Origin of the sequence: Enterobacter sp. BNK-29 (assembly GCF_048684785.1) — a bacterium.
GTDB classification, from domain to species: Bacteria; Pseudomonadota; Gammaproteobacteria; order Enterobacterales; family Enterobacteriaceae; genus Enterobacter; species Enterobacter cloacae_M.
In genome coordinates this window covers 1,394,274-1,418,037 of the sequence record NZ_JBLQTU010000001.1, presented here as the reverse complement: position 1 = coordinate 1,418,037, position 23,764 = coordinate 1,394,274, and the positions used below count along the sequence as shown (strand labels likewise).

The following is a 23,764-nucleotide window of genomic DNA, read 5'->3' as shown; positions in this document are numbered from 1 at the left end:
TCATGCTGGCGCTGGCCGGGCTGCTGGCCATCACGCTGTGGCTTCGTCATGACAACCTGAACCTGTCCCGTTCCTTAGCCACGGCCAACCGGGTCGCCAGCGAGCAAAAAACGGCCCTCGCCACGCTTAACCAGCAGCTGTCCCTGTCGCAGCGGATGGCCAGAGCAAATGAAAATGCCCAGGTCAGGCTCCGTGAGGAGCTTGTCACCGCGGGCGAGGAGAGGGCAAGACGGGAAGCGACTATCGGGAGATTACTCAATGAAAATGAAGCGTTACGCCGCTGGTATACCGCTCAGCTGCCTGATGCTGTCCGCAGGCTGCACACCCGCTCCGCCTGCGCCTCCGCAGCCCATTGTTTACAACGCCTGCCCGAAGGTGAGCCGCTGCCCGATGCCGGGAAGCGAACCCGCCACTAACGGCGATCTCAGCGCGGATATTCGCAGGCTGGAATACGCCCTTATCGCCTGCGCGCTGCAGGTTGAAACCATCAAAGACTGTCAGGATAAACTCGATGCACAAACTCAAGAGCCTGCGTCAGGCATTAATTGACGCGATCCCCCAACTCAATGCCAACCCGGAGCGCCTGCAGATGTCGGTCGGAGGCGGCAATATTGACGCCCGCCAGGCCTCCTCGCTCTCCTTTGAAAAGCGGTATGCGCTGAACGCGAAGGTTAACGGCTTCACCGGCGACAGCGAGGGATTTTTCGTCCCGGTGCTGGCCTGGCTTCGGGAAAACCAGCCGGATATTTTTACCCTCGATGAAGGACGCAAAAACGGCTACACCTTCGCGGTAGTCTTAAATGATGACGCTACGATGGATATCAGCATCAGCATGCAATTAACCGAGCGCATTCTTGTTTCCGAGGAACAGGGCGTTCTGCACGCGACCTATTCCCCGGAGCCGCCGCTGCCGGAGCCCGTTACGCGTCCGAAGGCGCTGTACGTCAACGGCGAGCTGGTCAGCCAGTGGGAGGACTAAGCTCCCCACGCTGAAGGCCGCCAGCCGCCTGCTGTCTGGACCGCTTGTTGTATCATCCCGCAGAAAACCCCGTCTCGTTGCTGCCGTTCCTCCTGAACGGCATTCTCTTCTCATGAATACATTAACTTCCATGAACGGCATCGCTCGCGCGATCCGCAATCTTATTCGTATCGGTGTTGTGACCGATGTTGACCTCAACAGAGGGCTTTGTCGTGTCCAGACCGGCGGGATGAAAACCACCTGGCTGAACTGGCTAACCTGTCGTGCGGGACGTTCGCGCGTGTGGTGGGCCCCTTCCGAGGGAGAGCAGGTGCTGCTGCTGGCCATCGGCGGTGAGCTGGATACCGCCTTTGTGCTGCCCGGCATTTTCTCTGATGACCATCCGGCGCCGTCCGGGTCGCCTGATGCGTTCCACGTCGCGTTCCCTGACGGCGCGGTGATCGAGTACGAACCCGGACGCGGGGCGCTGACGGTTTCAGGTATTAAAACGGCCGACATTACCGCCTCTGAATCGCTGACCGCCACCGTGCCGGAGGTGCGGGTGATCTCAACGTCCCGCATCACGCTGGATACGCCTGAAGTGGTGTGTACCAACAGGTTAATTACCGCCTCGCTGGAAGTGCAGAAGGGCGGGGTGATGACCGGAAATATTGAGCACTCCGGCGGTAAATTCACCTCCAACGGGGTGCAGGTGGACAACCACGCGCACGGCAGTGTGCAAAGCGGCGGAAGCTGGACTAAGGGGACACAATGACGGTGCGTTACAGGGGGATGAACAGGCAGACCGGGCTAAGCCTTTCAGAGGCTGACCACATCCGGCAGAGCGTGCGCGACATTCTGGTTACGCCGATTGGCTCGCGGGTCATGCGCCGGGATTACGGCTCGCTGCTGGTGGCGATGATAGACAGGCCGCAGAGCCCGGCGCTGCGCCTGCAGATCATGGCCGCCTGTTATTCCGCCATCCAGAAATGGGAGCCGCGGATAAGCCTGACGGCCATCACTTTCGAACGTTCGGAGAACGACGGGACGTTGTATGTCGATATCACCGGCACGCGTCCGACCTCCGGGCAATCCTTTTCTATCACCATTTCACTGAGTTAAACGCTATGGCTATTGTTGATCTGAGCCAGCTCGCCGCGCCTGATGTCGTGGAGGAGGTGGATTATGAAACGCTGTTGGCAGAACGAAAGGCCACCTTTGTCTCCCTCTACCCGGAAGAGGAGCGAGAGGCGATTGCACGGACGCTGACGCTGGAATCCGAGCCGATTGTGAAGCTGCTGCAGGAGAATGCCTACCGTGAAGTCATCTGGCGCCAGCGGGTTAATGAGGCTGCGCGTGCAGTTATGTTGGCCTATGCCGCAGGCAGCGATCTGGACCAGATTGGGGCAAACTCTAACCTTGCGCGTCTGGTCATTACCCCTGCCGATGACGCCACGTTCCCGCCCACTCCGGCCGTGATGGAGTCCGATACCGACTTTCGTCTGCGCATCCAGCAGGCGCCGGAAGGATTGAGCGTGGCCGGTTCGACGGGCGCGTATCAGTTCCATGGACGCAGTGCAGATGGCCGGGTGGCGGATATCTCCGTAATCAGCCCACAGCCGGCGAACGTCACGATCTCAGTCCTTTCTCGGGAGAATAACGGCGTGGCCTCTGAGGAACTGCTCGCCGTTGTTCGCAATGCGCTGAACGATGAGGACGTCAGGCCCGTCGCCGACCGCGTCACCGTCCAGTCGGCCAATATTGTCGACTACAGCATTGCCGCCTCGCTATTTCTCTTCCCCGGCCCTGAAAGTGAACCCGTGCTCAGCGCGGCAAGGGCCAGGCTACAGGCCTATATCACGGCTCAGCATCGGCTTGGACGCGATATTCGCAAGTCCGCCATTTACGCTGCCCTTCACGTTGAAGGGGTGCAGAGGGTAGAGCTGACCGCACCCGCGGCGGACATCGTGCTTGATGAAACTCAGGCCTCATGGTGCAGCCACTACAGCGTAACCGTGGGGGGAAACGATGAGTAATACCCGCCTTTTACCTGTTGGCTCATCGGCGCTTGAGGTCGCTGCGGCGCGCGCCTGTGCGGACATCGAAAATACGCCCGTTCCGCTGCGCCATCTCTGGCGCGCTGACACCTGCCCGGCGAATCTGCTGCCCTGGCTGGCGTGGGCGTTTTCGGTTGACCGCTGGGATGAGAACTGGCCGGAGGCCACCAAGCGGGAGGTGATTCGCGCCGCGTGGTTTATTCATGCCCACAAGGGAACGATTGGCGCTGTGCGTCGCGTGGTGGAGCCGCTTGGCTATCTGATTAACGTCACCGAGTGGTGGCAAACCAACGATCCGCCCGGCACCTTCCGCCTTGATATCGGCGTGTTAGACACGGGCATCACCGAGGAAATGTATTACGAAATGGAGAGGCTTATCGCCGATGCGAAGCCTGCCAGCCGCCACCTTATTGGCCTGAATATCATCCAGGACATTCCGGGTTATCTCTATACCGGTGCCCTGAGCTATGACGGCGACATCATCACGGTTTATCCCGGATAAGTGAGAGCAGAATGACAGTGAAATATAAAACGGTTATCACCAAAGCCGGTGCCGAAAAACTGGCTGCCGCGACCGTCCCTAACGGCAAGAAAGTCAATTTTACGGCGATGGCGGTGGGTGACGGTGGGGGCACATTGCCGGTTCCTGATGCGGGGCAGACGAAGCTGGTTAATGAAGTCTGGCGTCATGCGTTGAATAAAATCAGCCAGGACAATAAAAAGCGTAACTATGTGATCGCAGAACTTCTCATTCCTCCTGAAGCGGGTGGTTTCTGGATGCGTGAGATGGGGCTTTACGATGACACCGGTACGCTGATTGCCGTCGGAAACATGGCGGAAAGTTACAAACCATTGCTGGAGGAGGGATCGGGCCGTGCACAGACCGTGAGAATGGTGATCATGGTCAGTGATATCGCCTCGGTTGAGCTCTCGATAGATACGGCTACGATAATGGCGACCCAGGAGTATGTTGATGAGAAGCTAGAAGAGCATGAGCAGTCTCGCCGCCATCCTGATGCCACGCTAACGGCTAAAGGGTTTACTCAGCTTAGTAGTGCGACTGACAGCTCCTCTGAAGCGCTGGCCGCAACGCCGAAAGCGGTTAAAGCTGCCTACGACCTTGCCAGTGGTAAGTATACGGCTCAGGATGCGACCACAGGGCAAAAGGGGATTGTCCAACTCAGTAGCGTAACTGATAGTCAATCCGAGTCTCTTGCGGCGACACCCAGGGCTGTCAAAACGGTCGGCGATGACCTCATTAAACTCAGGAATAGCCTGGGTACCGCCGCGACGAAAAACGCACAGGAGGCGCCTGACGATATTACTCCTGGTCGGTTGCTGGTTAACGGCAGTGCAGTGGCTATCAGATCTGTATCTGCAAGAGCCGGTACGGGGCTTTCAAACGCTGATGCCCTGCCTCTCAACTCGGTGAGTTTCTGTTATTCGAATGCAACCAATTCGCCGGGTTATGAGGCGACGATTCTCGATGTTGGCGGGCTTGGCGGTTACCGGGTCCAATACGCTGCATCTTATAGCGATGGTGGGAAACAGCTTAAATTCCGGGCTCTTAATGGCGATAACAGTGTATGGGGCGGCTGGACAAAGGTCATCACGAATCATGGCGGAAGTGTTGCGTATCTGTCTGATGCTACTTACTACCAGACGAACTCCACTGGTTGGTACGGAGCGGGTGCTTTTGCCGATCAGTATCAAAACAACGCAGCACCTTTTTTGGTGCCAAAAGGATATCAGTCGCCTAACGGTAATTCAATTTATCTACCTATTATCAAAGGCTTTTCGGAAACGGCAGGTCATGGTTACGGAACAGCGATTAGTTTTGGAGTTTACCGCACGGGTACTAACGCGTTTGGAACTGCAATTATTAATTTAACTGGCGATGCCAGAAACAGTGTTAATTACCAATTTGATATTAGCGGTAATTTTAATGCTCCTGGACAGGTCGGTAGCGGAGGTAATATTGTTGCAGGTCAGGGCCTATTTGAGTCTGGCGGCCAGGTACGAGTGTACTCATCAAATAACCCACCCCCTCAGCAGGATTTAAGCCCTTATGCACGACAGGACTGGACGCTGCAATACTTTGTCCGTGATGTCGCAATGGGGGCGGAGGGGGCATTTATTATTACGCAAAACGGCTGGCAGCGGGTACCTGCTGGCTGCGCAATGACGGGGTGGAATGCTGAAGGCCAAAACCCCGGCGGCGATACGATTTTCTACCGCCCAATTCAGAAGTACATGTCTAATATCGGATGGATTACTGTAGGTCATACAGCATGATTACACTTAAAAATTTCGTTCAGTATGAACCAGAATTTAAAGACTTTTTGTTTAACGCTATATTTCTTCAGTCAGATGAGGGGCTTGACTGGTATTATCATATGTCACGCTTTCAGGCCGACACCCTAAAGATATGCTACGACAAAAATAATATTATTCGCTCTTTCAGTAATCAGGTTGATCGCCTCTTTCCTCTTGGTATGTCAGTTTCCGAAGTTGATCAAACAGATGTGCCAGAAGGGCTGAATATACACGGCGAGTGGGTATGGAATGGCACTAAAATTATCCCACGCCAGTTTACCCGAGAGGAGTTAATTCAACAGGCGGAAACCAGAAGAGGTGAATTGCTTGCCGAAGCTTCGGATGTTATTGCCCCCCTCCAGGATGCCTCCGATCTCGGTATCGCAGCAGACGAGGAAGCTGCCATGCTGTTACTATGGAAACGCTATCGGGTGATGCTAAACCGGCTGGATCTCAGCACTTTACCAGACATTCAATGGCCCGAACGCCCCGCCTGACCACAAACCCTCCATCCGGAGGGTTTTTCGTTTGTTGTGTAATCCTTTCCCCAACCCCAATACGTCGCATCAATCGCGCGCTCCACAGACAATAGCCTCACCACTAAACGAAGGAGTTAACCGGATGGGCGACTATCACCACGGCGTGGAAGTTATCGAAATCAACGATGGCACCCGCACCATTTCCACCGTCTCGACGGCAATCATCGGCATGGTCTGTACGGCCAGCGATGCTGACGACAAGACATTTCCTTTAAACGAGCCCGTGCTCATTACCAACGTGCAAAACGCGATTGCGAAAGCCGGCAAGGCGGGGACGCTGTCCGCTTCTCTGCAGGCGATCGCCGACCAGTGCAAACCGGTTGTCGTGGTTGTTCGCGTGGCCGAAGGCACAGCTGAAACCCCGGAAGAGGCGCGCAAGCAGACCGTTTCCAACATCATCGGTACAACTGATGAAAACGGTAAATATACCGGCCTGAAGGCGCTTCTCACGGCGAAAACGGTGACCGGCGTTAAGCCGCGTATTCTCGGCGTGCCGGGGCTGGATTCTCAGGAAGTAGCGACCGCACTGGCCGCCATGTGCCAGAGCCTGCGCGCGTTCGGCTATGTCAGCGCGTGGGGATGTAAAACCATCTCTGAAGCGATCAACTACCGCAAAAACTTCAGCCAGCGCGAGCTGATGGTTATCCATCCTGATTTTCTGGCATGGGATACCACCACGAACGCAACGACGACGGCCTGGGCTACCGCCCGTGCGCTTGGCCTGCGCGCCAAAATCGACCAGACCATGGGCTGGCATAAAACCCTGTCAAACGTTGGCGTCAACGGCGTTACTGGCGTAAACGCTTCTGTTTCCTGGGATCTGCAGGAACAGGCTACCGATGCGAACCTGCTCAACCAGGCTGGCGTCACCACGCTGATTCGCAACGACGGTTTCAAATTCTGGGGTAACCGTACCTGCTCAGACGATCCGTTATTCGTCTTTGAAAACTACACCCGTACCGCACAGGTGCTGGCCGATACCATGGCGGAAGCACACGCGTGGGCGATGGATAAACCCATCACGCCAACGCTTATCCGCGACATCGTTTCCGGTATTAACGCCAAGTTCCGCGAGCTGAAAACCAACGGCTATATCGTCGACGGCTCCTGCTGGTATGACCCTGAGTCGAACGATGCATCCACCCTGAAAGCGGGGAAACTGTATATCGATTACGACTACACCCCTGTCCCGCCGCTGGAAAATCTGACCCTGCGCCAGCGCATCACCGATACCTATCTGGCAGACCTGTCAGATTCGGTTAACAGCTAAGGAGCTGAAGCATGGCGTTACCACGCAAACTTAAGTACCTGAATATGTTCAACGATGGCCTGAGCTATATGGGCGTTGTCGAGTCCGTGACCCTACCGAAGCTTACCCGCAAGCTGGAGAAGTATCGCGGCGGCGGTATGCCGGGCTCGGTCTCTGTCGACCTCGGCCTGGACGATGATGCCCTGGCGCTGGAGTGGACCGTCGGCGGTCTGCCGGACGCCGCGCTGTGGGCGCAGTACGCCTCTCCGGGCGCGGACAGCGTGCCGCTGCGCTTTACCGGCTCTTATCAGCGCGATGATACCGGCGAAATCTCCGCCGTCGAAATCGTCATGCGCGGCCGTCATAAAGAGTTTGATGGCGGTGAAAACAAGCAGGGCGAGAGCGGCACCACCAAGATGTCCACCGAGTGCGCTTACTATCAGCTGACCATTGATGGCAAAGAGATCATCGAAATCGACATCATCAATATGGTGCTCAAAGTCGATGGCGTCGATCGCCTGGCAGAACACCGTAAGGCCATCGGCCTGTAACCCTTTAACCGGCCGGGATGACCGGCCGGTGAGTTAACTTTCAGAAGAGTAACGAAATGGAAAATATCAACGAGACCGCCATGAACGAAAGTGAAAACCCACATATCGTCACGCTTGATAGCCCCGTTCAGCGCGGCGAGCAAAAAATCGAAAAGGTGACCGTCGCAAAACCCAATGCGGGGACTCTGCGCGGCTTATCGCTGGCGTCGCTGGCGCAATCTGACGTTGATGCGCTGATTAAGGTGCTGCCGCGAATGACCTCCCCAGCGCTGACCGAGCATGAGGTTGCGCGCCTGGACGCCTGCGATCTGCTCTCTTTTGCAGGTAAGGTGATCGGTTTTTTGTCACCGGCTTCGGCTCGCTGAAATTTCCCGAAAATGTGTCGGTCGACGATCTGATGGCGGATATCGCGGTGATTTTTCACTGGCCGCCGTCAGAACTGTACTCCCTGAGCGTGACCGAACTCCTCTTATGGCGCGAAAAAGCGCTGCAGCGAAGCGGAAACCACCATGAGTAATAATGTTAGTCTTCAGGCGCTGCTTAAGGCAGTCGACCGGGCAACCCGACCGCTTAACGCTCTTCAGAACGCCAGCCTCACTCTCGCGAGCGATATCCGCGATGCGCAGACGGCGCTGGGGGCGCTCGATGAGCAGGCGGGGCGCATTAACGGCTTCAGAAAAGCAAATGCCCGGCTCGCCACGACGGAGCAGTCGCTTGCTCAGGCGAAACAGCAGGCAGCGGCGCTGGCGGTGCAGTTTAAAAACACACAAAACCCCACCCAGGCGCAGGCTGATGCGCTGACTGCTGCCCGACAATCGGCAGTCGACCTTAAGCATGAGTACAACAGCTTACGCTACTCGGTGCAGCGTCAGCGTACTGAACTCGCTCAGGCGGGAGTGAACACGCGCACGCTCTCGTCGGATGAACGTCGTTTAAAAAGTCACATCAGCGAAAAAACGCAGCAGCTTAACCGACAGCGGGATGCGCTGGCCCGCGTCAATCAGCAGCAGGAGCGGCTGAGTGTCGTTCAGAATCGCTACGAGTCAGGCAAACGCGTTACCGCGCGGGTGCGTCAGCTTGCGAATACGGGCGTGGGCATCGCAAAAGCGGGCTTTGACCAGACGTCCCGGTTTATCGCCCCTGGCATCAGTTTTGAAAAACAGATGTCGGCCATTCAGGCAAACCTTGGCCTGGCGAAGGGGGATTCCCGGCTTGAGGTCATTCGCCAGCAGGCGCGGGAGGTCAGCGCCAGGACCGGAGTACCTGCAGATACGGTCCTCCGGGCACAAACCGAACTGACTCGTTCAGGCTATGACGCCGATGGGCTGCTTGCAGCCACCGCGCCAACGGTCAACCTCAGCCTGGCGGGGAGTGTCGACGCGGCTAAAGCCGCCGATATGATCGCCAGCACGCAGGCCGCGTATAGCCTGGGCGATATGGACGCGGGACGCATCGCAGATGTGCTTACGCGCGGTTTTACCTCTTCGAATACCAGCCTCGCTGAGATGGTGGCGGCCGTCACCTCTGCTGCGCCCGCTGCGGGTGCCGCCGGTATGGGGCTTGAAGAGACCACCGCGCTGCTGGGTGTTCTGGCGGAAAAAGGGATGAAAGGCGCTGCCGCGGGGGACGCGCTCAGCGCGATGTTGCGCCATGTTCAGACTCCGGATGCCATAAAAGCCGCAGGGGTGCTGGCTTCCGCTGCGGGTGATGGATCGCTTGATGAAAAACGCCAGCAGTTGCAGGGGGCAAAGGGCAGTACCGCGCTCGCGGCTTCCGTGCAGACCGATAATCTTGACGGCGATATCAACCGATTCCAGGCCGCGTGGAACGGGTTGAAGATTGATGTATTTGATAAAGCGGATGGCGCTCTGCGCAACCTGATAACAACCGCAACCGGCTGGCTTGGCACGGCCTCCCTTTGGGTCAATGCCAACCCTGAGCTGACGCAGACCCTCGCCAGCATCGTTGTCGGCGCGCAGGCGTTTGCTGGCGTACTGGGCGGCGTAGGCACGGTTATCGGCCCGGTTCTGACGGGCGTCAATATGGTTATTACCGCGGCCGGGATGTTGGGAACGGTATTCAGCGTGGTGGGCGGCGCCATCATGACGGTGCTGGGTGCCCTTAGCTGGCCGGTGATTGCCCTTGGCGCGGCGATTGCTGCCGGTGCCTTGCTGATTTTTAAATACTGGGAGCCCATCAGCGCCTTCTTTGGCGGAGTGATGGAAGGGCTTTCAACGGCTTTAGCACCGCTGGGTGCGCTGTTCTCACCGGTGATGGCGGTGTTTGACTCTATCTCGGAGAAGCTGGGCGGTATCTGGCAATGGTTCACCGACTTGATTACGCCGATCAAGGCGACGCAGGAAACGCTGGATGGCTGTAAAAACGCTGGCGTGATTTTTGGTCAGGCGCTGGGCGATGCGTTAATGGCACCGCTTGATCTCTTTAATAGCCTGAGCGGCAAGGCCAGCTGGCTGCTGGAGAAGCTCGGTATTATCAAAAACGAGTCGGGCGATCTCGACGCCGCTGCGGCAAAAGCAGAAGCGGCATCCTCACCGGCGGGCAGCGCTTATATTCCGGGCGCGGGGATCTCTGGCGGCAGCCTGGGGTATCAGCCGACCATCGCTACTGGAGGACGCTCTTACGTCGATCAGAGTAAAAGCGAATATAACATCACGCTGCAGGGGGGCACGGCCTCCGGAACGGATCTGACCCGTCAAATCCGGGAGACGATAGATAATATTGAACAGGATAAAGCGAGACGGCAGCAATCCAGCTTTATGTATAGTTGAGGAGAGAGAAAATGTTAATGGTGCTGGGGCTGTTTGTCTTTGAACGACGAACCTTACCGTATCAGTCAATGATATTCACAAAAGACTACCGCTGGGCATCCAGCGCTCGCATCGGGAAACCCAAAGCCTGGCAGTACCTTGGCGAAGGTGAGACATCCTTTAGCCTCTCCGGCTTACTTTACCCGGAACTCACGGGAGGGCGGCTTTCCCTCAAGGCGGTTGAGCTGATGGCAAATGAGGGGCGGGCATGGCCGTTGATAGACGGTACCGGCATCATTCACGGCATGTTTGTCATTGAGAAAGTCACGCACACGCATTCGGATTTTTACAGTGACGGTACCGCCCGAAAAATTGAGTTTACCCTGTCGCTAAAACGCGTGGACGAATCGCTGATGACGACGTTTGGCGACCTGCGAACGCAGGCCTCAGAGCTGGTGGAAAGCGCACGGAATAGCATTGGAGGGCTGGTGGGATGATCACCGAAATGAATATCCGGGCGGGTGGAAAAATCGCCCCTGATTTTATGCTTAAGCTTGACGATCGTGATATCACGCAAAATTTCAGCCATCGTCTTATCAGCCTGACCATGACCGACAAACGGGGGCTGGAAGCCGATCAGCTGGATATTCTGCTGGATGATTCCGACGGGCTGCTGGACTTGCCTGCCCGGGGGGCAAGGCTGTCCTTATGGCTGGGATGGGAGGGAACCCCGCTCGAGGAGAAAGGGGACTTTACGATTGATGCGATTCATTTCCGGGGCGCGCCGGACACGCTGACCATCCAGGGATTCAGCGCAGATTTTCGTGGAAAGCTAAACGTGCGGCGCGAACAGTCGTGGCATGACACGACGATTGGCGCGATAGTCGATACCATCGCTCAGCGTAACCAGTTGACCGCCAGCGTCGCGTCGGGGCTTGCATTCATCGCCATCTCTCATATTGACCAGTCTCAGGAGACAGACGCGGCCTTCCTCTCCCGCCTTGCTGAACGTAATGGAGCATTTGTTTCAATCAAAGCCGGGAAGATTATCTTTATGAAAGCGGGCCAGGCCGTGACGGCCAGCGGCACTCCGCTTTCCTTAATGATGATTGAGCGTGGGGATGGCGATAAGCACCTTTTTTCCATAACTGACCGTGAAAATTATTCCGGCGTAACGGCCAAATGGCTGCAAACGCGTGACCCCAAACAACAAAATCCTCAATTGAGTATTAATCGTCAGTCCGGAGGGCAGCAGACAGAAGCACTGCAGCACCCGGATGCCGCCGCACCGGTAGCGGGAGCAGCAGGCAAGGAGCAGAAACCGCAAGAGAGGCTGGTGGGATCGGCGGAGAACGTATTTGAGCTCACCACGGTTTATGCCTCTGAAGAGCAGGCGCTCAGGGCCGCAGAGGCTAAGTGGCGCGCGCTTCAGCGGGGAACCGTAGAGTTTTCCATCCAGCTTGCCCTGGGACGCGCCGATCTGTTCCCCGAAACGCCGGTGCTGGTAAACGGTTTTAAACGCGTCATTGACGAGCAGGCGTGGATCATCAGCGAGGTGGTGCATACCCTCAACGATAGCGGATTTACCACGCAGCTTAAGCTTGAGCTGAACGTCAGCGACGAAAAATTTACTGTTGATAGTGAGTAATGTAGTTGCTATTGGTTTTATTTTGGGTATTATTGATTCACAAAATGTGAATCAAGTGGAGGGGTACATGTTTCATTGTCCTAAGTGCAAGCACTCTGCGCATGCGCGTACCAGTCGCTATCTAAGTGAAAATACCAAAGAGCGCTATCACCAGTGCACCAATGTGGACTGCAGCTGTACGTTCGTGACGATGGAGTCCGTGGAGCGCCTGATCGCGACCCCGGGCGCCTCTGAGCGTGTCCGAACGGCTTCGCTGAACCACGGTTAGCTGCTCAAAAAAACCAATAAAAAAGCCACTCAATCGAGTGGCTTAATCATATGATTCTAAAACCAAAATTTGGTGGCCCCTGCTGAAAGAATTTTCACCAGGGGAATTAATCTGTGAACAGAAAAATTAATCAGGCTCAGTCTCGGAGATAAATGGCTTGATCTCCAGGTGAAACAGGAAACCACCAGACAGCAGAGAAAAAATAAAATCAGTCGCCGCCGGTGGCTTGATCAGCCTAGCTGAACAATGGCCGCAGGCGTTCAATCTGACAAACCCCGTCCACTCGCCGTGGGCATAATCGACGACATAACCCCCTTTCCCGATGCTGCTGGCGCTGGCGGCCACTGTGCGGTGCTTTACGCTCTGAATAGTAAGCCGTGCGGCGAAATCACCTCAGAAGATCGCCAGCATGCTGTCGAATGTCTGTAAGCAATGAAGCAGGTGAAAGCACAATTTTCTGACCAGGTAGAATATGACCGCGTAAAAAAGTCGAAAGTCTGACTTTAAAAAACTCCAACCTTTTCAACTTTAAAATATTCAGCATATTTATTGGCTTTTTTTATTTATATAAATATTTTATCGGGGTTTCAATCGTTATAAAAAATTACATTTTGATAAAAATAGTGGCTGTAAGGTTTTGTTAATTTCTCAACTAAATGGAATTAATAAAATGGCTGTTCCCGCATATATTTGGCTTTATAACTCTACTGGAACCCTGATTCAAGGGAGTAGCAATGTTCTACTGCGTGAAGGTGCTATTGAAATGCAGAGCTTTAACCACGGCGTGCATATCCCTTACGATAATACTTTTGGGAAACTTACGGGGACGCGTGTGCATGACCAGTTAAGTTTTACCAAAGAGCTCGATAAGGCTACACCTTACCTGAATCGTGCCGTCTGTCAGGGCGAGACACTCCAGCAGGCAATCATTAAATGGTATCGGATTAATGACGCAGGCGTAGAGGAAGAATTCATGCACGTTATTTTGAAAAACGTCAAAGTGGTGGCTGTCACGCCAGTGATGCACAATTTTAAAAACACTGGCGGTCAAATGAATAACCCTACTGAATCCGTGTCGCTGGCGTATGAAAGCATTACCTGGCTATATCTCGACGGGAATATTTCTTACACAGACTCATGGAACCAGCGAGTGGTGGCCTGATGATCAGTTGCCGGGTTGATTTTAACCATCTTTACGACGAGGGGCGCGTAGCCCGTTTGGATGTGGGCGGGGTAGGTTCATTTCCGGTGTTTTCCGGGCTGGGCGATCTCGCCAACAAACCTGAATGTTCGTACATGACAAATGCCACCGTCCCTCCAGGGAGTTACTGGATTGTAGATCGTCCGTCTGGTGGATTATTTTCTCACAGCCAGACATGGTTCAAACACGCATTTACCGGAAATAACTACTACGACTGGTTTGCCCTGTTCCGCAAAGACGGTGTAGTGGATGACTACATGACCTTTGACGTTGACAGTTCGCATCACTATCAGCGGGGTCATTTTCGCCTGCATCCACCGCGTCCAGATGGTTCTGGCATCAGTGAGGGCTGCATCACCTTCTTTCTTTCGCGTGATTTTTACATAGTACGTGCTGCTCTGTTGAAGGCTCACCGGCACCGGATTCTGCAGGGGGATAAACTCTGGGCTTATGGTGATATTACGGTGATTGGTAATGCCTCAGGGAGTTGCGATGTCACGCTCCGCTAAGTGGTCGTTACGCCTGCTGATGTTTCTGACTATCACGTTTGCGCTGATGCTCTCAGGGGTATTCGACCCGCTGGCCGACAGCATGAAATATACCGTCACGAATCTCATGAATTACATCCCGACAGAGAAACTGGAACCTTACCCAGACCGTGTTGAGGATAATTATTTCACGATGTACATCATGTTTAATGCGCTGGTAGCCGCTGTGATCGTTTTTAGCGGGGAAAAGCTTGTCTTATTAGCGCGCAATTCATAAAAGAGTTGTGCAGTTCTGACGGGTTATAGCAGGCCCACCACCAGCAACTAACAAACGCCCCGCGTAGGGGCTTTTTTTGGGGAGTTAATTTTACGAATTCGCAGTTAAGTACTCCGTTAAAAGTACGCAATTAGCAGTTTCCGGTTTTTCGCTTCAATCCTGATATCTGTAAATGGTTGTTTTATTTGTTGATTGCGTCGTAAAAAACGTATTCGCATTCGGGGAGCTGCGAACTGCACAGCTTACATTTAATCATTTTGGAAACTACCAGCATATTGTGCTCCACCCTGCTTGCAGGGCGATAGTGCAGCTGGCATGCCTGTCAGGCTTGTTTTCTTACGGTAAACCTCATGAATTTTCGTTTTGTGATTTTCAAAAATGGTTTTTGCGTTGATTGCTATGAGCAAAAGGAAAAGGCAGCGTTAACTGATAAGCTTTTCCGGTTGAGTCAACTTTCATTGGCGGATATCCGCCAGCAGGACCGGCATAAGCTCGGATACGAAAAAATCTCCCGTAGCTCATTCAAAGCAGCTATTCCTGCCAATGTAACCGAAGACGTAGAACTTATGGCATTTCGATTTTGCAGTAAGGCACCTATGGTGGGTTACAAGCGTAATGCTACCTTTTACGTTATCTGGCTGGACAGATCATTTACGCTTTATAACCATTCCTGACACGTTCCCATACTGACCATCTGGAACCTCGCTATTGAACTACCACCATCATTAGACTCGTAACAGAAAAGCTAAATATACAGATGTATATTTAGCTTTTCTGTATCGTTTATTTTGCTGCATACCCATCGATAGGAGGTGGAAGATCAATCCCTGAGGCTTTTGTTTTGCGGAACGGCCCGCTTCATCAAATTTTTACACCCGCGAAAATAAAAAAATGAGGTGATGTGATAAAAAGGGCCATTAACTTTATTAGTCATACATGTAAGGCAGTTCACCCGCCAGCATGATTATAGTGTCCCTTGCTTTCATGCCGGTATAGCCCCTGCTCATTGTGTACAGGTGAGCGCTATCAGGGCTATTTTCATAACCCCGAGAGGTTAGAAACTCATTGTATCTTTCACGTTCCTGCTGCCTTTCAGTAGACTGAAAGTATAATTCCTGAGGTGTTGGGCGCCGTGGGCTCATGCTTTATCCCTTCGTTGAGTGTGGTTAGAAAGTTTATCTTTTTAACGGCACGTAGTCACGATAGTTAACCATGCTTCCCTTTGCGGAATATCCCGGCATATCCCCAAAAAAGCAAAAGGGCCAACGATATCTCGTCAGCCCTTGCTGTATCTGGTGGCCCCTGCTGGACTTGAACCAGCGACCAAGCGATTATGAGTCGCCTGCTCTAACCACTGAGCTAAGGGGCCGTGGCGGTGAATTATAAAGTAACTCCCCGCAGCAATCCAGCCATTCACACCTGCCTGCTGTTTTTATAAACAACGCATAATCAATCCTTTATACTTCCCTGACGATGTATCGAGCGGGAGTAAAGATGATCAACGATATTCTGGCCCCTGGCCTGCGGGTGGTGTTCTGCGGAATCAACCCGGGAAAGTCCTCGGCGCACACCGGTTTTCACTTTGCCCATCCGGGCAATCGCTTCTGGAAGGTGATCTACCAGGCCGGGTTTACCGACAGGCTACTCAAGCCTGAAGAGGAACAGCATCTGCTGGACACGCGCTGTGGGATCACCATGCTGGTCGAGCGGCCTACGGTACAGGCGAGCGAGGTCAACCTGCATGAGCTGCGCAGCGGCGGGCGGGAGCTGATCAAGAAGATAGAGGATTTTCAGCCGGCCGCGCTGGCGATCCTCGGCAAGCAGGCCTACGAGCAGGCGTTTAGCCAGCGTGGAACGCAGTGGGGCAAGCAGAGCATCATGATTGGCGTGACGCAGGTATGGGTGCTGCCGAACCCGAGCGGGCTCAACAGGGCGACGCTGGATAAGCTGGTGGAGGCCTATCGGGAGCTGGATGAGGCGCTGATGGTGCGGGGGCTGTAATCCTCTGCGGCCTGATGCCCTGACCCTGGCCCTCTCCCACAGGGAGAGGGAATAAATAAAAAAAAGCTCCCGATTGGGAGCTTTTTCACTGTCAGGACCGATTAATCGTCCAGGAAGCTACGCAGCACTTCAGAGCGGCTTGGATGACGCAGCTTGCGCAGCGCCTTCGCTTCGATCTGACGGATACGTTCGCGGGTAACGTCGAACTGTTTACCCACTTCTTCCAGCGTGTGGTCGGTGTTCATATCAATACCGAAACGCATACGCAGGACTTTCGCTTCACGGGCGGTCAGGCCGGCCAGAACGTCGTGCGTCGCAGCGCGCAGGCTCTCGGTGGTGGCAGAGTCCAGCGGCAGCTCGAGGGTGGTATCCTCGATGAAATCACCCAGATGCGAATCTTCATCATCACCGATTGGTGTTTCCATGGAGATTGGCTCTTTGGCGATCTTCAGCACTTTACGGATCTTGTCTTCCGGCATCAGCATGCGCTCGGCCAGCTCTTCCGGCGTCGGCTCGCGGCCCATCTCCTGCAGCATCTGGCGGGAGATACGGTTGAGCTTGTTGATGGTCTCAATCATATGCACCGGAATACGGATGGTGCGCGCCTGATCCGCGATAGAGCGGGTGATAGCCTGACGGATCCACCAGGTTGCGTAGGTGGAGAACTTGTAACCACGACGGTATTCAAACTTATCTACCGCTTTCATCAGACCGATGTTGCCTTCCTGAATCAGATCCAGGAACTGCAGACCACGGTTGGTGTATTTCTTGGCGATAGAGATAACCAGACGCAGGTTCGCTTCAACCATCTCTTTCTTCGCACGGCGGGCTTTCGCTTCGCCGATGGACATACGACGGTTGATGTCTTTAACCTGCTCGATGGTCAGGCCGGTCTCTTCTTCAATCTGATGCAGTTTCTGCAGGCCGCGATGTACGTCGTCCTTCACGTCGTGCAGTTTTTCAGACCACGGCTTGTTCATCGCGATAGCCGCGTTGAACCAGGTTTCGCTGGTTTCGTTGCCGGTGAAGAGGGTGATGAAGTTCTTCTTCGGCATTTTGCACTGCTCAACGCACAGCTTCATGATGATGCGTTCCTGGGTGCGTACGCGATCCATCATCACGCGCATGCTGTTCACCAGGTAGTCGAACTGTTTTGGCACCAGGCGGAACTGTTTGAATACCTCAGACAGCTTCAGGATCTCTTCCTGTGCGGCGGCATGGCTGCGGCCTTTCGCTTTGATGGTGTCGCGCGTCACTTCGTACTGGGTACGCAGCTCGGCAAACTTCTCACGCGCCAGCTCCGGGTCGATGCTGTTGTCATCGTCCGCGGTGTCGTCGTCGCTCTCTTCCTCATCTTCGTCTTCGTCATCATCCATCTCTTCCTGAGACAGTTCAGAACCGACGTGAGTGGCGGTAGGCGCCATATCTTCTTCGGCGTTCGGGTCGACAAAACCGGTGATCAGGTCAGACAGGCGCGCTTCTTCCGCTTCAACGCGATCGTACTGCTCCAGCAGATAGGTGATCGCTTCCGGGTACTCGGCGACAGAGCACTGAACCTGGTTGATCCCGTCTTCGATGCGTTTTGCGATGTCAATTTCGCCTTCGCGGGTCAACAGTTCAACGGTACCCATTTCGCGCATGTACATGCGGACCGGGTCAGTGGTACGCCCGATTTCAGATTCCACGCTGGACAGTACCTGTGCAGCAGCTTCTTCCGCATCTTCGTCAGTGTTGTTGGAGGTTTCAGCCAGCAACAGATCATCGGCATCCGGTGCTTCTTCCATCACCTGAATGCCCATGTCATTGATCATTTGGATGATATCTTCGATTTGATCTGAATCGACGATATCTTCCGGCAGATGGTCATTGACCTCGGCATAGGTCAGATAGCCTTGCTCCTTACCACGTTGGACAAGAAGTTTCAGCTGTGACTGCGGGTTTTGCTCCATAAGACGGTATCCACACTTAATTCGTTTGATTGGTGTCGGCGATGGGGCTGCCAACCTTTAAAGCGAGGGCGTACTTATATTTTTGCCGCTGCCTCTCAGTGCGGCTGCCGGGGGCTTCCCGATCGATATTCGGCACTTAAGCCGTTAAATACTTCATCCTTCACGTTGTCTCTGCGTTAGCTGCGTTCTCTCATCCTGGTCATGTACTTATGTACACTCCCAGGAATTCGTTCGCTTGCTGCCTTGATACAACGCGAATGATTTTGTCTTTCACTTATTTTCTTGCCAGTTCCTGGTTAATCATCCAGAGCTCCCGGCGTTCTTCGCTGCTTAAACCGTGTGTGCGCTCGCGAGCTATCAACTCTTCCTGGCGCAGCTCAAGCATCGAATCAAACATATGATTGAGTGAGTCGGTGAACGTTTTTTCTGCAATGTCCTTATCTGCTATATCGTCCCACATCGACAATTTTTCAAGGGTAGCGGCCTCTTTTGTGCCGCGATAATGCTCTAAAAGTTGTCCGGTGGTCAGACCTGGCTGAGACAAACACGTGTTGACCAGTTCTGAAAATAAGCCAAGCCCGGGCAATTTCTCGTGGTTTAAACCCGCCAGCGACGGCACCTGCGGTGCGAGCTCGGGGTTTTGGACCAGCAACCCTATCAGTATACGCATGGTTGTGCGTTTTAGCTGAGGCGCGGAGCGAACCGCACCGTTTTCAGCCTGTTTAGGCATTAAACGTTCAAGCTGGCTGTCATCCAGAATGCCGAGCTTGTTGCCTAACTCCTGACGCAGATAGATGCGCAGCGTTTCGCCGGGCACCTGGCTGATTAACGGCAGCGCCAGCGTGCTGAGCTGCGCGCGCCCGTCAGGGGTACTCAAATCGACCTGCGGCATCAGGCTGTTAAACAAAAACGTGGAGAGCGGCTGAGCCTGCTCCATCCGCGCTTCAAACGCCGCTTTGCCCTCTTTACGCACCAGCGTATCCGGGTCTTCGCCGTCGGGCAGAAACATAAAGCGTAGCTGACGCCCGTCGGTCATATACGGCAGCGCGGTTTCCAGCGCGCGCCAGGCGGCGTCGCGCCCTGCGCGGTCACCGTCGTAACAGCAGATGACGTTGTTGGTCACCCTGAACAGCAGTTGAATATGATCGGCGGTGGTGGACGTGCCTAACGACGCAACCGCGTAGTTAATGTCGTACTGCGCCAGGGCCACGACGTCCATATAGCCTTCGACGACCAGAAGACGCGGAGGTTCCGCATTATTCTGCTGCGCCTCATAAAGGCCGTACAGCTGGCGGCCCTTATGGAAAATATCGGTTTCCGGGGAGTTGAGGTATTTCGGCAGGGCATCACCCAGCACGCGACCACCAAAACCAATTACCCGGCCACGCTTGTCGCGGATCGGGAACATCACCCGTTCGCGGAAGCGGTCGTAGCTTCGTCCCTGGTCGTTGGTGACCAGCATGCCTGCATCGATGAGAGACTTACGATCTTCGCTATTGCCGCCAAAACGCTTTAACACGTTGTCCCAGCCGGGCGGGGCGTAACCAATAGCGAAACGCGCAATGACATCGTCGCTCAGTCCGCGCTTGTTCAGATACTGACGCGCAGGCTCAGCCGCAGATTGCTTAAGAGACTGTTGGTAAAACGAATTCAGGCCATCCATCAGTTGATACAGCGTTTGCCGTTGATGGCGCTCGATCTGACTTGGCCCACTGCCTGCTTCATACGGCACTTCAAGGTTATGCATCGCCGCCAGCTCTTCGACGGTTTCAACGAACTCGAGCTTGTCGTAGTTCATTAAAAAATCGACGGCATTACCGTGCGCGCCACAGCCGAAGCAATGGTAGAACTGCTTTTCACCGTTTACGGTGAAGGAGGGGGTTTTTTCGTTATGGAACGGACAGCACGCATGGTAGTTCTTGCCCTGCTTTTTTAGCTTTACCCGCGCGTCGATGAGATCGACGATGTCGGTTCTGGCAAGCAGGTCATTGATGAAAACGCGTGGGATTCTTCCGGCCATATGCCCCAAAATTTTAAGCGACTTATAAACGAAAACAAGCCGCGCATTCCTTCCGGAAGCACGGCCTTACGACTATTACTCTGTCTGTCAATTGAGGGCTGAGGCCCTCAACCAATTAGTACAGACGAGTACGGCGTGCGTTTTCGCGAGCCAGTTTCTTCGCGTGACGTTTCACAGCGGAAGCTTTAGCGCGCTTACGTTCGGTCGTTGGTTTTTCATAAAACTCACGACGACGAACTTCAGCCAGAACACCTGCTTTCTCGCATGAACGTTTGAAGCGACGCAGTGCTACGTCGAACGGCTCGTTTTCACGTACTTTAATTACCGGCATGTAACTCTCACCTTTAATAAATTCGGTTTGCCGCTGGCATCAACGCCAGCTTATTTCAAAATGGTGCGGAATTTTACTGCAAATGCTGCTGCTTTGTAAAGCACCGATGCGATTTTGAAAGGGACTTTAATAAGGGTGAGGAGTATACACGAGCCTTCTTCCTGGGGCGAACAAAGTTTTACATCAACCCGCCCAGGCTCTACACTGCGCGGTATTGAAACGAGGTAAAACAAGTCATGCGTGTACTGGGTATTGAAACATCCTGCGATGAAACCGGCATCGCCATTTACGACGACGAAAAAGGGCTTCTGGCCAACCAGCTGTATAGTCAGGTGAAATTGCACGCTGACTACGGCGGCGTCGTACCTGAACTGGCCTCTCGTGACCACGTGCGTAAAACGGTTCCCCTGATTCAGGCGGCGCTGAAAGAGGCCGGGTTGAGTTCAAACGATATCGACGCCGTGGCCTATACCGCAGGCCCGGGTCTGGTCGGCGCGCTGCTGGTTGGCGCGACGGTGGGTCGTTCGCTGGCGTTTGCGTGGGATGTGCCGGCGATCCCGGTTCACCATATGGAAGGGCACCTTCTGGCGCCGATGCTGGAAGAGAATCCGCCTGAGTTCCCGTTTGTGGCGCTGCTGGTTTCCGGCGGCCATACGCAGCTGATTAGCGTAACGGGCATTGGCAAGTACGAGCTGCTGGGCGAGTCGATCGACGACGCCGCCGGTGAAGCGTTCGATAAAACCGCCAAGCTGCTGGGTCTGGATTATCCGGGCGGCCCGATGCTGTCAAAAATGGCGTCGCAGGGGACGGAAGGGCGCTTCGTCTTCCCGCGTCCGATGACCGACCGTCCGGGGCTGGATTTCAGCTTCTCCGGGCTGAAAACCTTCGCGGCGAATACGATTCGTAATAACGATGACAGCGAGCAGACCCGCGCCGATATCGCCCGCGCGTTCGAAGATGCGGTGGTGGACACCCTGATGATCAAGTGTAAGCGCGCGCTGGATCAGACCGGCTTTAAGCGTCTGGTGATGGCGGGCGGCGTGAGCGCCAACCGCACGCTGCGCGCGAAGCTCGCCGAGATGATGCAAAAGCGTCGCGGGGAAGTGTTCTATGCCCGTCCGGAATTCTGCACCGACAACGGCGCGATGATCGCTTACGCGGGAATGGTGCGCCTGAACGCGGGCGCAACGTCCGATCTGAGCGTGTCCGTGCGTCCTCGCTGGCCGCTGGCGGAACTGCCGGAGGCGTAATCGCCTCACCCTAACCCTCTCCCCACAGGGAGAGGGGATCGTTTGACTACACCCGCAGCATCCCTTTCTCTTCCAGAAACGCAATAATTGTCGCTAATCCGTCACCCGCCTTCAGGTTGGTAAAGGTCCACGGACGCTCGCCGCGCATGCGGTTGGTATCGCGCTCCATCACCTCCAGCGACGCGCCGACGTACGGCGCGAGGTCGGTTTTATTGATCACCAGAAAATCGGATTTGGTGATCCCCGGCCCGCCCTTGCGCGGGATTTTTTCCCCTTCGGCCACGTCGATCACGTAAATGGTCAGATCCGCTAGCTCCGGGCTGAAGGTCGCGCTCAGGTTGTCTCCGCCGCTTTCAACGAAGATCAGATCCAGATTGCCGAACTTCTCGCTTAGCGCCTCTACCGCCGCCAGGTTCATCGACGCATCTTCACGAATGGCGGTATGCGGGCAGCCGCCCGTCTCCACGCCCACGATGCGCTCCGGCTCCAGCGCGCCCGCCTCGGTGAGGATGCGCTGATCCTCTTTGGTGTAGATATCGTTAGTGACCACCGCAAGATGATAGGTATCGCGCATCGCCTTGCAGAGCGCTTCCAGCAGCGCGGTTTTGCCCGACCCTACCGGGCCGCCCACGCCCACGCGCAGGGGATGTTTGTAATCAGCCATGTTGACTCCTCAGGAACGGAATAGTCGTGAATATTGGGTTTCGTGGCGCGCGGAGGCGATGGCGGACAGCGGCGTTGCTGCCCCCAGCGCGTCGTCGTTACGCAAAAATGCCTGTTCAAGCCCGGCGGCGTAATGGTCGCCCAGTTCGATAATCAGCTGCTGCGCGGCCTGTTGCCCAAACGGCACCAGCTTGACGCCCGCCATCACCGCGCTCTCCATCCAGCTGTAGCCGAGGCTCAGCGCCAGCTCGCGCGCGCTAATGCCCCAGCGCACGCCGAGCCAGGCCATGCCGCAGAGCTGGCTTTGCATAAACAGCGGCAGCCATTCGGGCGGACAGTCAGGTTCCCAGCTTTTAATCAGCCGCGTAAACGCCGCCCCACGGTTGCGCTCCTCTTCGCGCAGCTCGCGCGTTTCCCGGCAGGCGAGAAGGTATGCCGTCCAGCGTTTTGCTTTTGTAAGAGAGCGTTGCTCACAGGCCTGATAAAGACGGATAAACAGCGGCAGATCGACGCAGAAAAAGCTCTGCTCCATCTGCTGGATTTGCCAGCGTTTGAACGCGTCGGCGTCGGTGACCCAGCCTGCCTCAACGGCCCACTCCAGCCCCTGCGACCAGGTAAACGACCCGACCGGCAGGCTGCTGCTGGAGAGCTGCATCAGGCGCAGCCTCTGGCGGGCGTGCTCCATCAGCTCATCAGCGCCAGCAGGGCAGAGACGATCAGCCCGCCGCCGAAGGTTTTACGCAGGCCGTCGTGACGGCGCAGCAGCAGCCCTGCGGCAAAGCTGGCGCACAGCACCGTGGCGCTGGCGAGCATAAAGCCGCTGGTGAAGAGCCAGAAGCTGTGGCCGGACATCTCCACGCCGTGCGCCCAGCCGTGGAACATCGCCAGGGCAGGTACCGCCAACAGCAGACGTTTTTCGGTTTTAAACATCATCACGCCGGATACCGCCAGCGAGGCGATAATCAGCATCTCCATGCCGCTGAAGCCGCCGAGCAGGCTGCCCGCAATGGCGCCGACAAGCATCATCCCGAGGGTGGCAAACGGCAGCAGGAGTTTGCGGCCGCTCAGGGCCGAGAGCACGCCCGCGCCGGTCAGCATCAGCAGGTGATCGAGCCCGGTCAGCGGATGGAGAAAACCGGCCTGAAAGCTGTCGGTACCGTGGCCGGGATGGGCGAGCGCCGGAACGGAAAAGGCCAGAAGCAGCAGAGGTAAATACTTACGCATGATTGA

The 23,764-nt window shown here is 55.1% G+C and carries 30 protein-coding genes and 1 tRNA gene; 23 read left to right on the top strand and 8 right to left on the bottom strand.

The features are described 5' to 3' along the window. The first annotated feature begins 2 nt into the window (after positions 1-2). From lysB to ACMGGX_RS06600, 17 genes are all read left to right on the top strand, one after another. The gene (gene lysB, locus ACMGGX_RS06680; RefSeq protein WP_420298749.1) at positions 3-416 is read left to right on the top strand and encodes an Rz-like lysis system protein LysB; all 414 of its coding nucleotides are present in this window, start codon (positions 3-5) and stop codon (positions 414-416) included. After that, positions 304-549, top strand: coding sequence for an Rz1-like lysis system protein LysC (gene lysC, locus ACMGGX_RS06675; protein ID WP_229226321.1), 246 nt, complete (start codon positions 304-306; stop codon positions 547-549). Before lysB ends, lysC begins: the two co-directional genes overlap by 113 nt. Then, entirely contained in the window at positions 512-979 is a 468-nt protein-coding gene (locus ACMGGX_RS06670; RefSeq protein WP_348561741.1) for a phage tail protein, read from the top strand. The genes lysC and ACMGGX_RS06670 overlap by 38 nt, the downstream gene beginning before the upstream one ends. A gap of 112 nt (positions 980-1,091) precedes the next feature. Further along, positions 1,092-1,733: a phage baseplate assembly protein V gene (locus ACMGGX_RS06665; RefSeq protein WP_420298202.1), complete on the top strand. Its 642-nt coding sequence runs from the start codon at positions 1,092-1,094 to the stop codon at positions 1,731-1,733. Continuing rightward, the gene (locus ACMGGX_RS06660) at positions 1,730-2,080 is read left to right on the top strand and encodes a GPW/gp25 family protein (RefSeq protein ID WP_420298201.1); all 351 of its coding nucleotides are present in this window, start codon (positions 1,730-1,732) and stop codon (positions 2,078-2,080) included. The genes ACMGGX_RS06665 and ACMGGX_RS06660 overlap by 4 nt, the downstream gene beginning before the upstream one ends. A gap of 5 nt (positions 2,081-2,085) precedes the next feature. After that, the gene (locus ACMGGX_RS06655) at positions 2,086-2,994 is read left to right on the top strand and encodes a baseplate assembly protein (RefSeq protein ID WP_348561743.1); all 909 of its coding nucleotides are present in this window, start codon (positions 2,086-2,088) and stop codon (positions 2,992-2,994) included. Then, the gene (locus ACMGGX_RS06650) at positions 2,987-3,517 is read left to right on the top strand and encodes a phage tail protein I (protein ID WP_325760745.1); all 531 of its coding nucleotides are present in this window, start codon (positions 2,987-2,989) and stop codon (positions 3,515-3,517) included. Before ACMGGX_RS06655 ends, ACMGGX_RS06650 begins: the two co-directional genes overlap by 8 nt. Positions 3,518-3,528: 11 nt before the next feature. Next, on the top strand, positions 3,529-5,310 hold the full coding sequence (locus tag ACMGGX_RS06645) for a phage tail protein (RefSeq protein WP_348561744.1): 1,782 nt from the start codon (positions 3,529-3,531) through the stop codon (positions 5,308-5,310). After that, positions 5,307-5,828, top strand: coding sequence for a tail fiber assembly protein (locus ACMGGX_RS06640; protein WP_348561745.1), 522 nt, complete (start codon positions 5,307-5,309; stop codon positions 5,826-5,828). The genes ACMGGX_RS06645 and ACMGGX_RS06640 overlap by 4 nt, the downstream gene beginning before the upstream one ends. Before the next feature lie 124 nt (positions 5,829-5,952). Beyond that, complete coding sequence (locus ACMGGX_RS06635; RefSeq protein ID WP_420298200.1) at positions 5,953-7,140, top strand: phage tail sheath protein; 1,188 nt, start codon at positions 5,953-5,955, stop codon at positions 7,138-7,140. An 11-nt stretch (positions 7,141-7,151) separates the two neighbouring features. After that, positions 7,152-7,670 carry a phage major tail tube protein gene (locus ACMGGX_RS06630; RefSeq protein ID WP_023309235.1) on the top strand — a complete coding sequence of 173 codons (519 nt, stop codon included), beginning with the start codon at positions 7,152-7,154 and terminating at the stop codon, positions 7,668-7,670. A 56-nt stretch (positions 7,671-7,726) separates the two neighbouring features. Further along, entirely contained in the window at positions 7,727-8,035 is a 309-nt protein-coding gene (locus ACMGGX_RS06625; RefSeq protein ID WP_420298199.1) for a phage tail assembly protein, read from the top strand. A gap of 32 nt (positions 8,036-8,067) precedes the next feature. After that, complete coding sequence (locus tag ACMGGX_RS06620; RefSeq protein ID WP_023616176.1) at positions 8,068-8,187, top strand: GpE family phage tail protein; 120 nt, start codon at positions 8,068-8,070, stop codon at positions 8,185-8,187. Further along, positions 8,180-10,459 (top strand): phage tail tape measure protein, encoded by a 2,280-nt coding sequence (locus ACMGGX_RS06615; RefSeq protein WP_420298198.1) that lies wholly within the window; start codon positions 8,180-8,182, stop codon positions 10,457-10,459. Before ACMGGX_RS06620 ends, ACMGGX_RS06615 begins: the two co-directional genes overlap by 8 nt. Before the next feature lie 11 nt (positions 10,460-10,470). Next, positions 10,471-10,935, top strand: a complete 465-nt coding sequence (locus ACMGGX_RS06610) for a phage tail protein (RefSeq protein WP_023309232.1) — start codon at positions 10,471-10,473, stop codon at positions 10,933-10,935. Then, positions 10,932-12,086 carry a phage late control D family protein gene (locus tag ACMGGX_RS06605; protein WP_420298197.1) on the top strand — a complete coding sequence of 385 codons (1,155 nt, stop codon included), beginning with the start codon at positions 10,932-10,934 and terminating at the stop codon, positions 12,084-12,086. The genes ACMGGX_RS06610 and ACMGGX_RS06605 overlap by 4 nt, the downstream gene beginning before the upstream one ends. Positions 12,087-12,153: 67 nt before the next feature. Then, positions 12,154-12,354, top strand: a complete 201-nt coding sequence (locus ACMGGX_RS06600; RefSeq protein WP_029741756.1) for an ogr/Delta-like zinc finger family protein — start codon at positions 12,154-12,156, stop codon at positions 12,352-12,354. Positions 12,355-12,480: 126 nt separating this feature from the next. Here ACMGGX_RS06600 and ACMGGX_RS06595 read toward each other — a convergent pair whose 3' ends face one another. Continuing rightward, positions 12,481-12,699 carry a hypothetical protein gene (locus tag ACMGGX_RS06595; RefSeq protein WP_420298196.1) on the bottom strand — a complete coding sequence of 73 codons (219 nt, stop codon included), beginning with the start codon at positions 12,697-12,699 and terminating at the stop codon, positions 12,481-12,483. A gap of 325 nt (positions 12,700-13,024) precedes the next feature. Here ACMGGX_RS06595 and ACMGGX_RS06590 point away from each other — a divergent pair, with 325 nt between their 5' ends. From ACMGGX_RS06590 to ACMGGX_RS06575, 4 genes are all read left to right on the top strand, one after another. Further along, positions 13,025-13,516: an Hcp family type VI secretion system effector gene (locus ACMGGX_RS06590; protein WP_126303108.1), complete on the top strand. Its 492-nt coding sequence runs from the start codon at positions 13,025-13,027 to the stop codon at positions 13,514-13,516. Then, complete coding sequence (locus ACMGGX_RS06585) at positions 13,516-14,064, top strand: DUF2778 domain-containing protein (RefSeq protein ID WP_047173619.1); 549 nt, start codon at positions 13,516-13,518, stop codon at positions 14,062-14,064. Before ACMGGX_RS06590 ends, ACMGGX_RS06585 begins: the two co-directional genes overlap by 1 nt. Beyond that, positions 14,048-14,320: a hypothetical protein gene (locus ACMGGX_RS06580; protein ID WP_045404077.1), complete on the top strand. Its 273-nt coding sequence runs from the start codon at positions 14,048-14,050 to the stop codon at positions 14,318-14,320. The genes ACMGGX_RS06585 and ACMGGX_RS06580 overlap by 17 nt, the downstream gene beginning before the upstream one ends. 350 nt (positions 14,321-14,670) lie before the next feature. Then, on the top strand, positions 14,671-14,994 hold the full coding sequence (locus tag ACMGGX_RS06575) for a hypothetical protein (RefSeq protein ID WP_045404074.1): 324 nt from the start codon (positions 14,671-14,673) through the stop codon (positions 14,992-14,994). A 619-nt stretch (positions 14,995-15,613) separates the two neighbouring features. Here the strand turns inward: ACMGGX_RS06575 and ACMGGX_RS06570 are convergent. Then, a tRNA-Ile gene (locus ACMGGX_RS06570) sits at positions 15,614-15,689 on the bottom strand. Between the two features lie 125 nt (positions 15,690-15,814). On the opposite strand from ACMGGX_RS06570, the gene mug reads away from it, so the two are divergent. Further along, the gene (mug, locus tag ACMGGX_RS06565) at positions 15,815-16,321 is read left to right on the top strand and encodes a G/U mismatch-specific DNA glycosylase (protein WP_348561748.1); all 507 of its coding nucleotides are present in this window, start codon (positions 15,815-15,817) and stop codon (positions 16,319-16,321) included. A gap of 101 nt (positions 16,322-16,422) precedes the next feature. Here the strand turns inward: mug and rpoD are convergent, their stop codons facing one another. The 3 genes from rpoD to rpsU form a co-directional block, all read right to left on the bottom strand. Beyond that, complete coding sequence (gene rpoD, locus ACMGGX_RS06560; protein ID WP_023309228.1) at positions 16,423-18,270, bottom strand: RNA polymerase sigma factor RpoD; 1,848 nt, start codon at positions 18,268-18,270, stop codon at positions 16,423-16,425. Positions 18,271-18,544: 274 nt separating this feature from the next. Further along, complete coding sequence (gene dnaG / locus ACMGGX_RS06555; protein ID WP_420298195.1) at positions 18,545-20,290, bottom strand: DNA primase; 1,746 nt, start codon at positions 20,288-20,290, stop codon at positions 18,545-18,547. 115 nt (positions 20,291-20,405) lie between these two features. After that, positions 20,406-20,621 carry a 30S ribosomal protein S21 gene (gene rpsU, locus ACMGGX_RS06550; protein WP_001144069.1) on the bottom strand — a complete coding sequence of 72 codons (216 nt, stop codon included), beginning with the start codon at positions 20,619-20,621 and terminating at the stop codon, positions 20,406-20,408. 236 nt (positions 20,622-20,857) lie between these two features. Here rpsU and tsaD point away from each other — a divergent pair, with 236 nt between their 5' ends. Beyond that, the gene (gene tsaD / locus ACMGGX_RS06545) at positions 20,858-21,871 is read left to right on the top strand and encodes a tRNA (adenosine(37)-N6)-threonylcarbamoyltransferase complex transferase subunit TsaD (RefSeq protein ID WP_029741753.1); all 1,014 of its coding nucleotides are present in this window, start codon (positions 20,858-20,860) and stop codon (positions 21,869-21,871) included. 46 nt (positions 21,872-21,917) lie between these two features. On the opposite strand, the gene ureG is transcribed toward tsaD, so the two are convergent. Genes ureG through ACMGGX_RS06530 form a run of 3 tightly spaced genes read right to left on the bottom strand, consistent with a single transcriptional unit; the run spans position 21,918 to position 23,758 of the window. Further along, entirely contained in the window at positions 21,918-22,535 is a 618-nt protein-coding gene (gene ureG / locus ACMGGX_RS06540) for an urease accessory protein UreG (protein WP_014071813.1), read from the bottom strand. Between the two features lie 9 nt (positions 22,536-22,544). After that, entirely contained in the window at positions 22,545-23,219 is a 675-nt protein-coding gene (locus ACMGGX_RS06535) for an urease accessory protein UreF (protein ID WP_420298194.1), read from the bottom strand. After that, positions 23,219-23,758, bottom strand: a complete 540-nt coding sequence (locus tag ACMGGX_RS06530; protein ID WP_063439542.1) for a HupE/UreJ family protein — start codon at positions 23,756-23,758, stop codon at positions 23,219-23,221. Before ACMGGX_RS06530 ends, ACMGGX_RS06535 begins: the two co-directional genes overlap by 1 nt. Positions 23,759-23,764 lie beyond the last annotated feature (6 nt).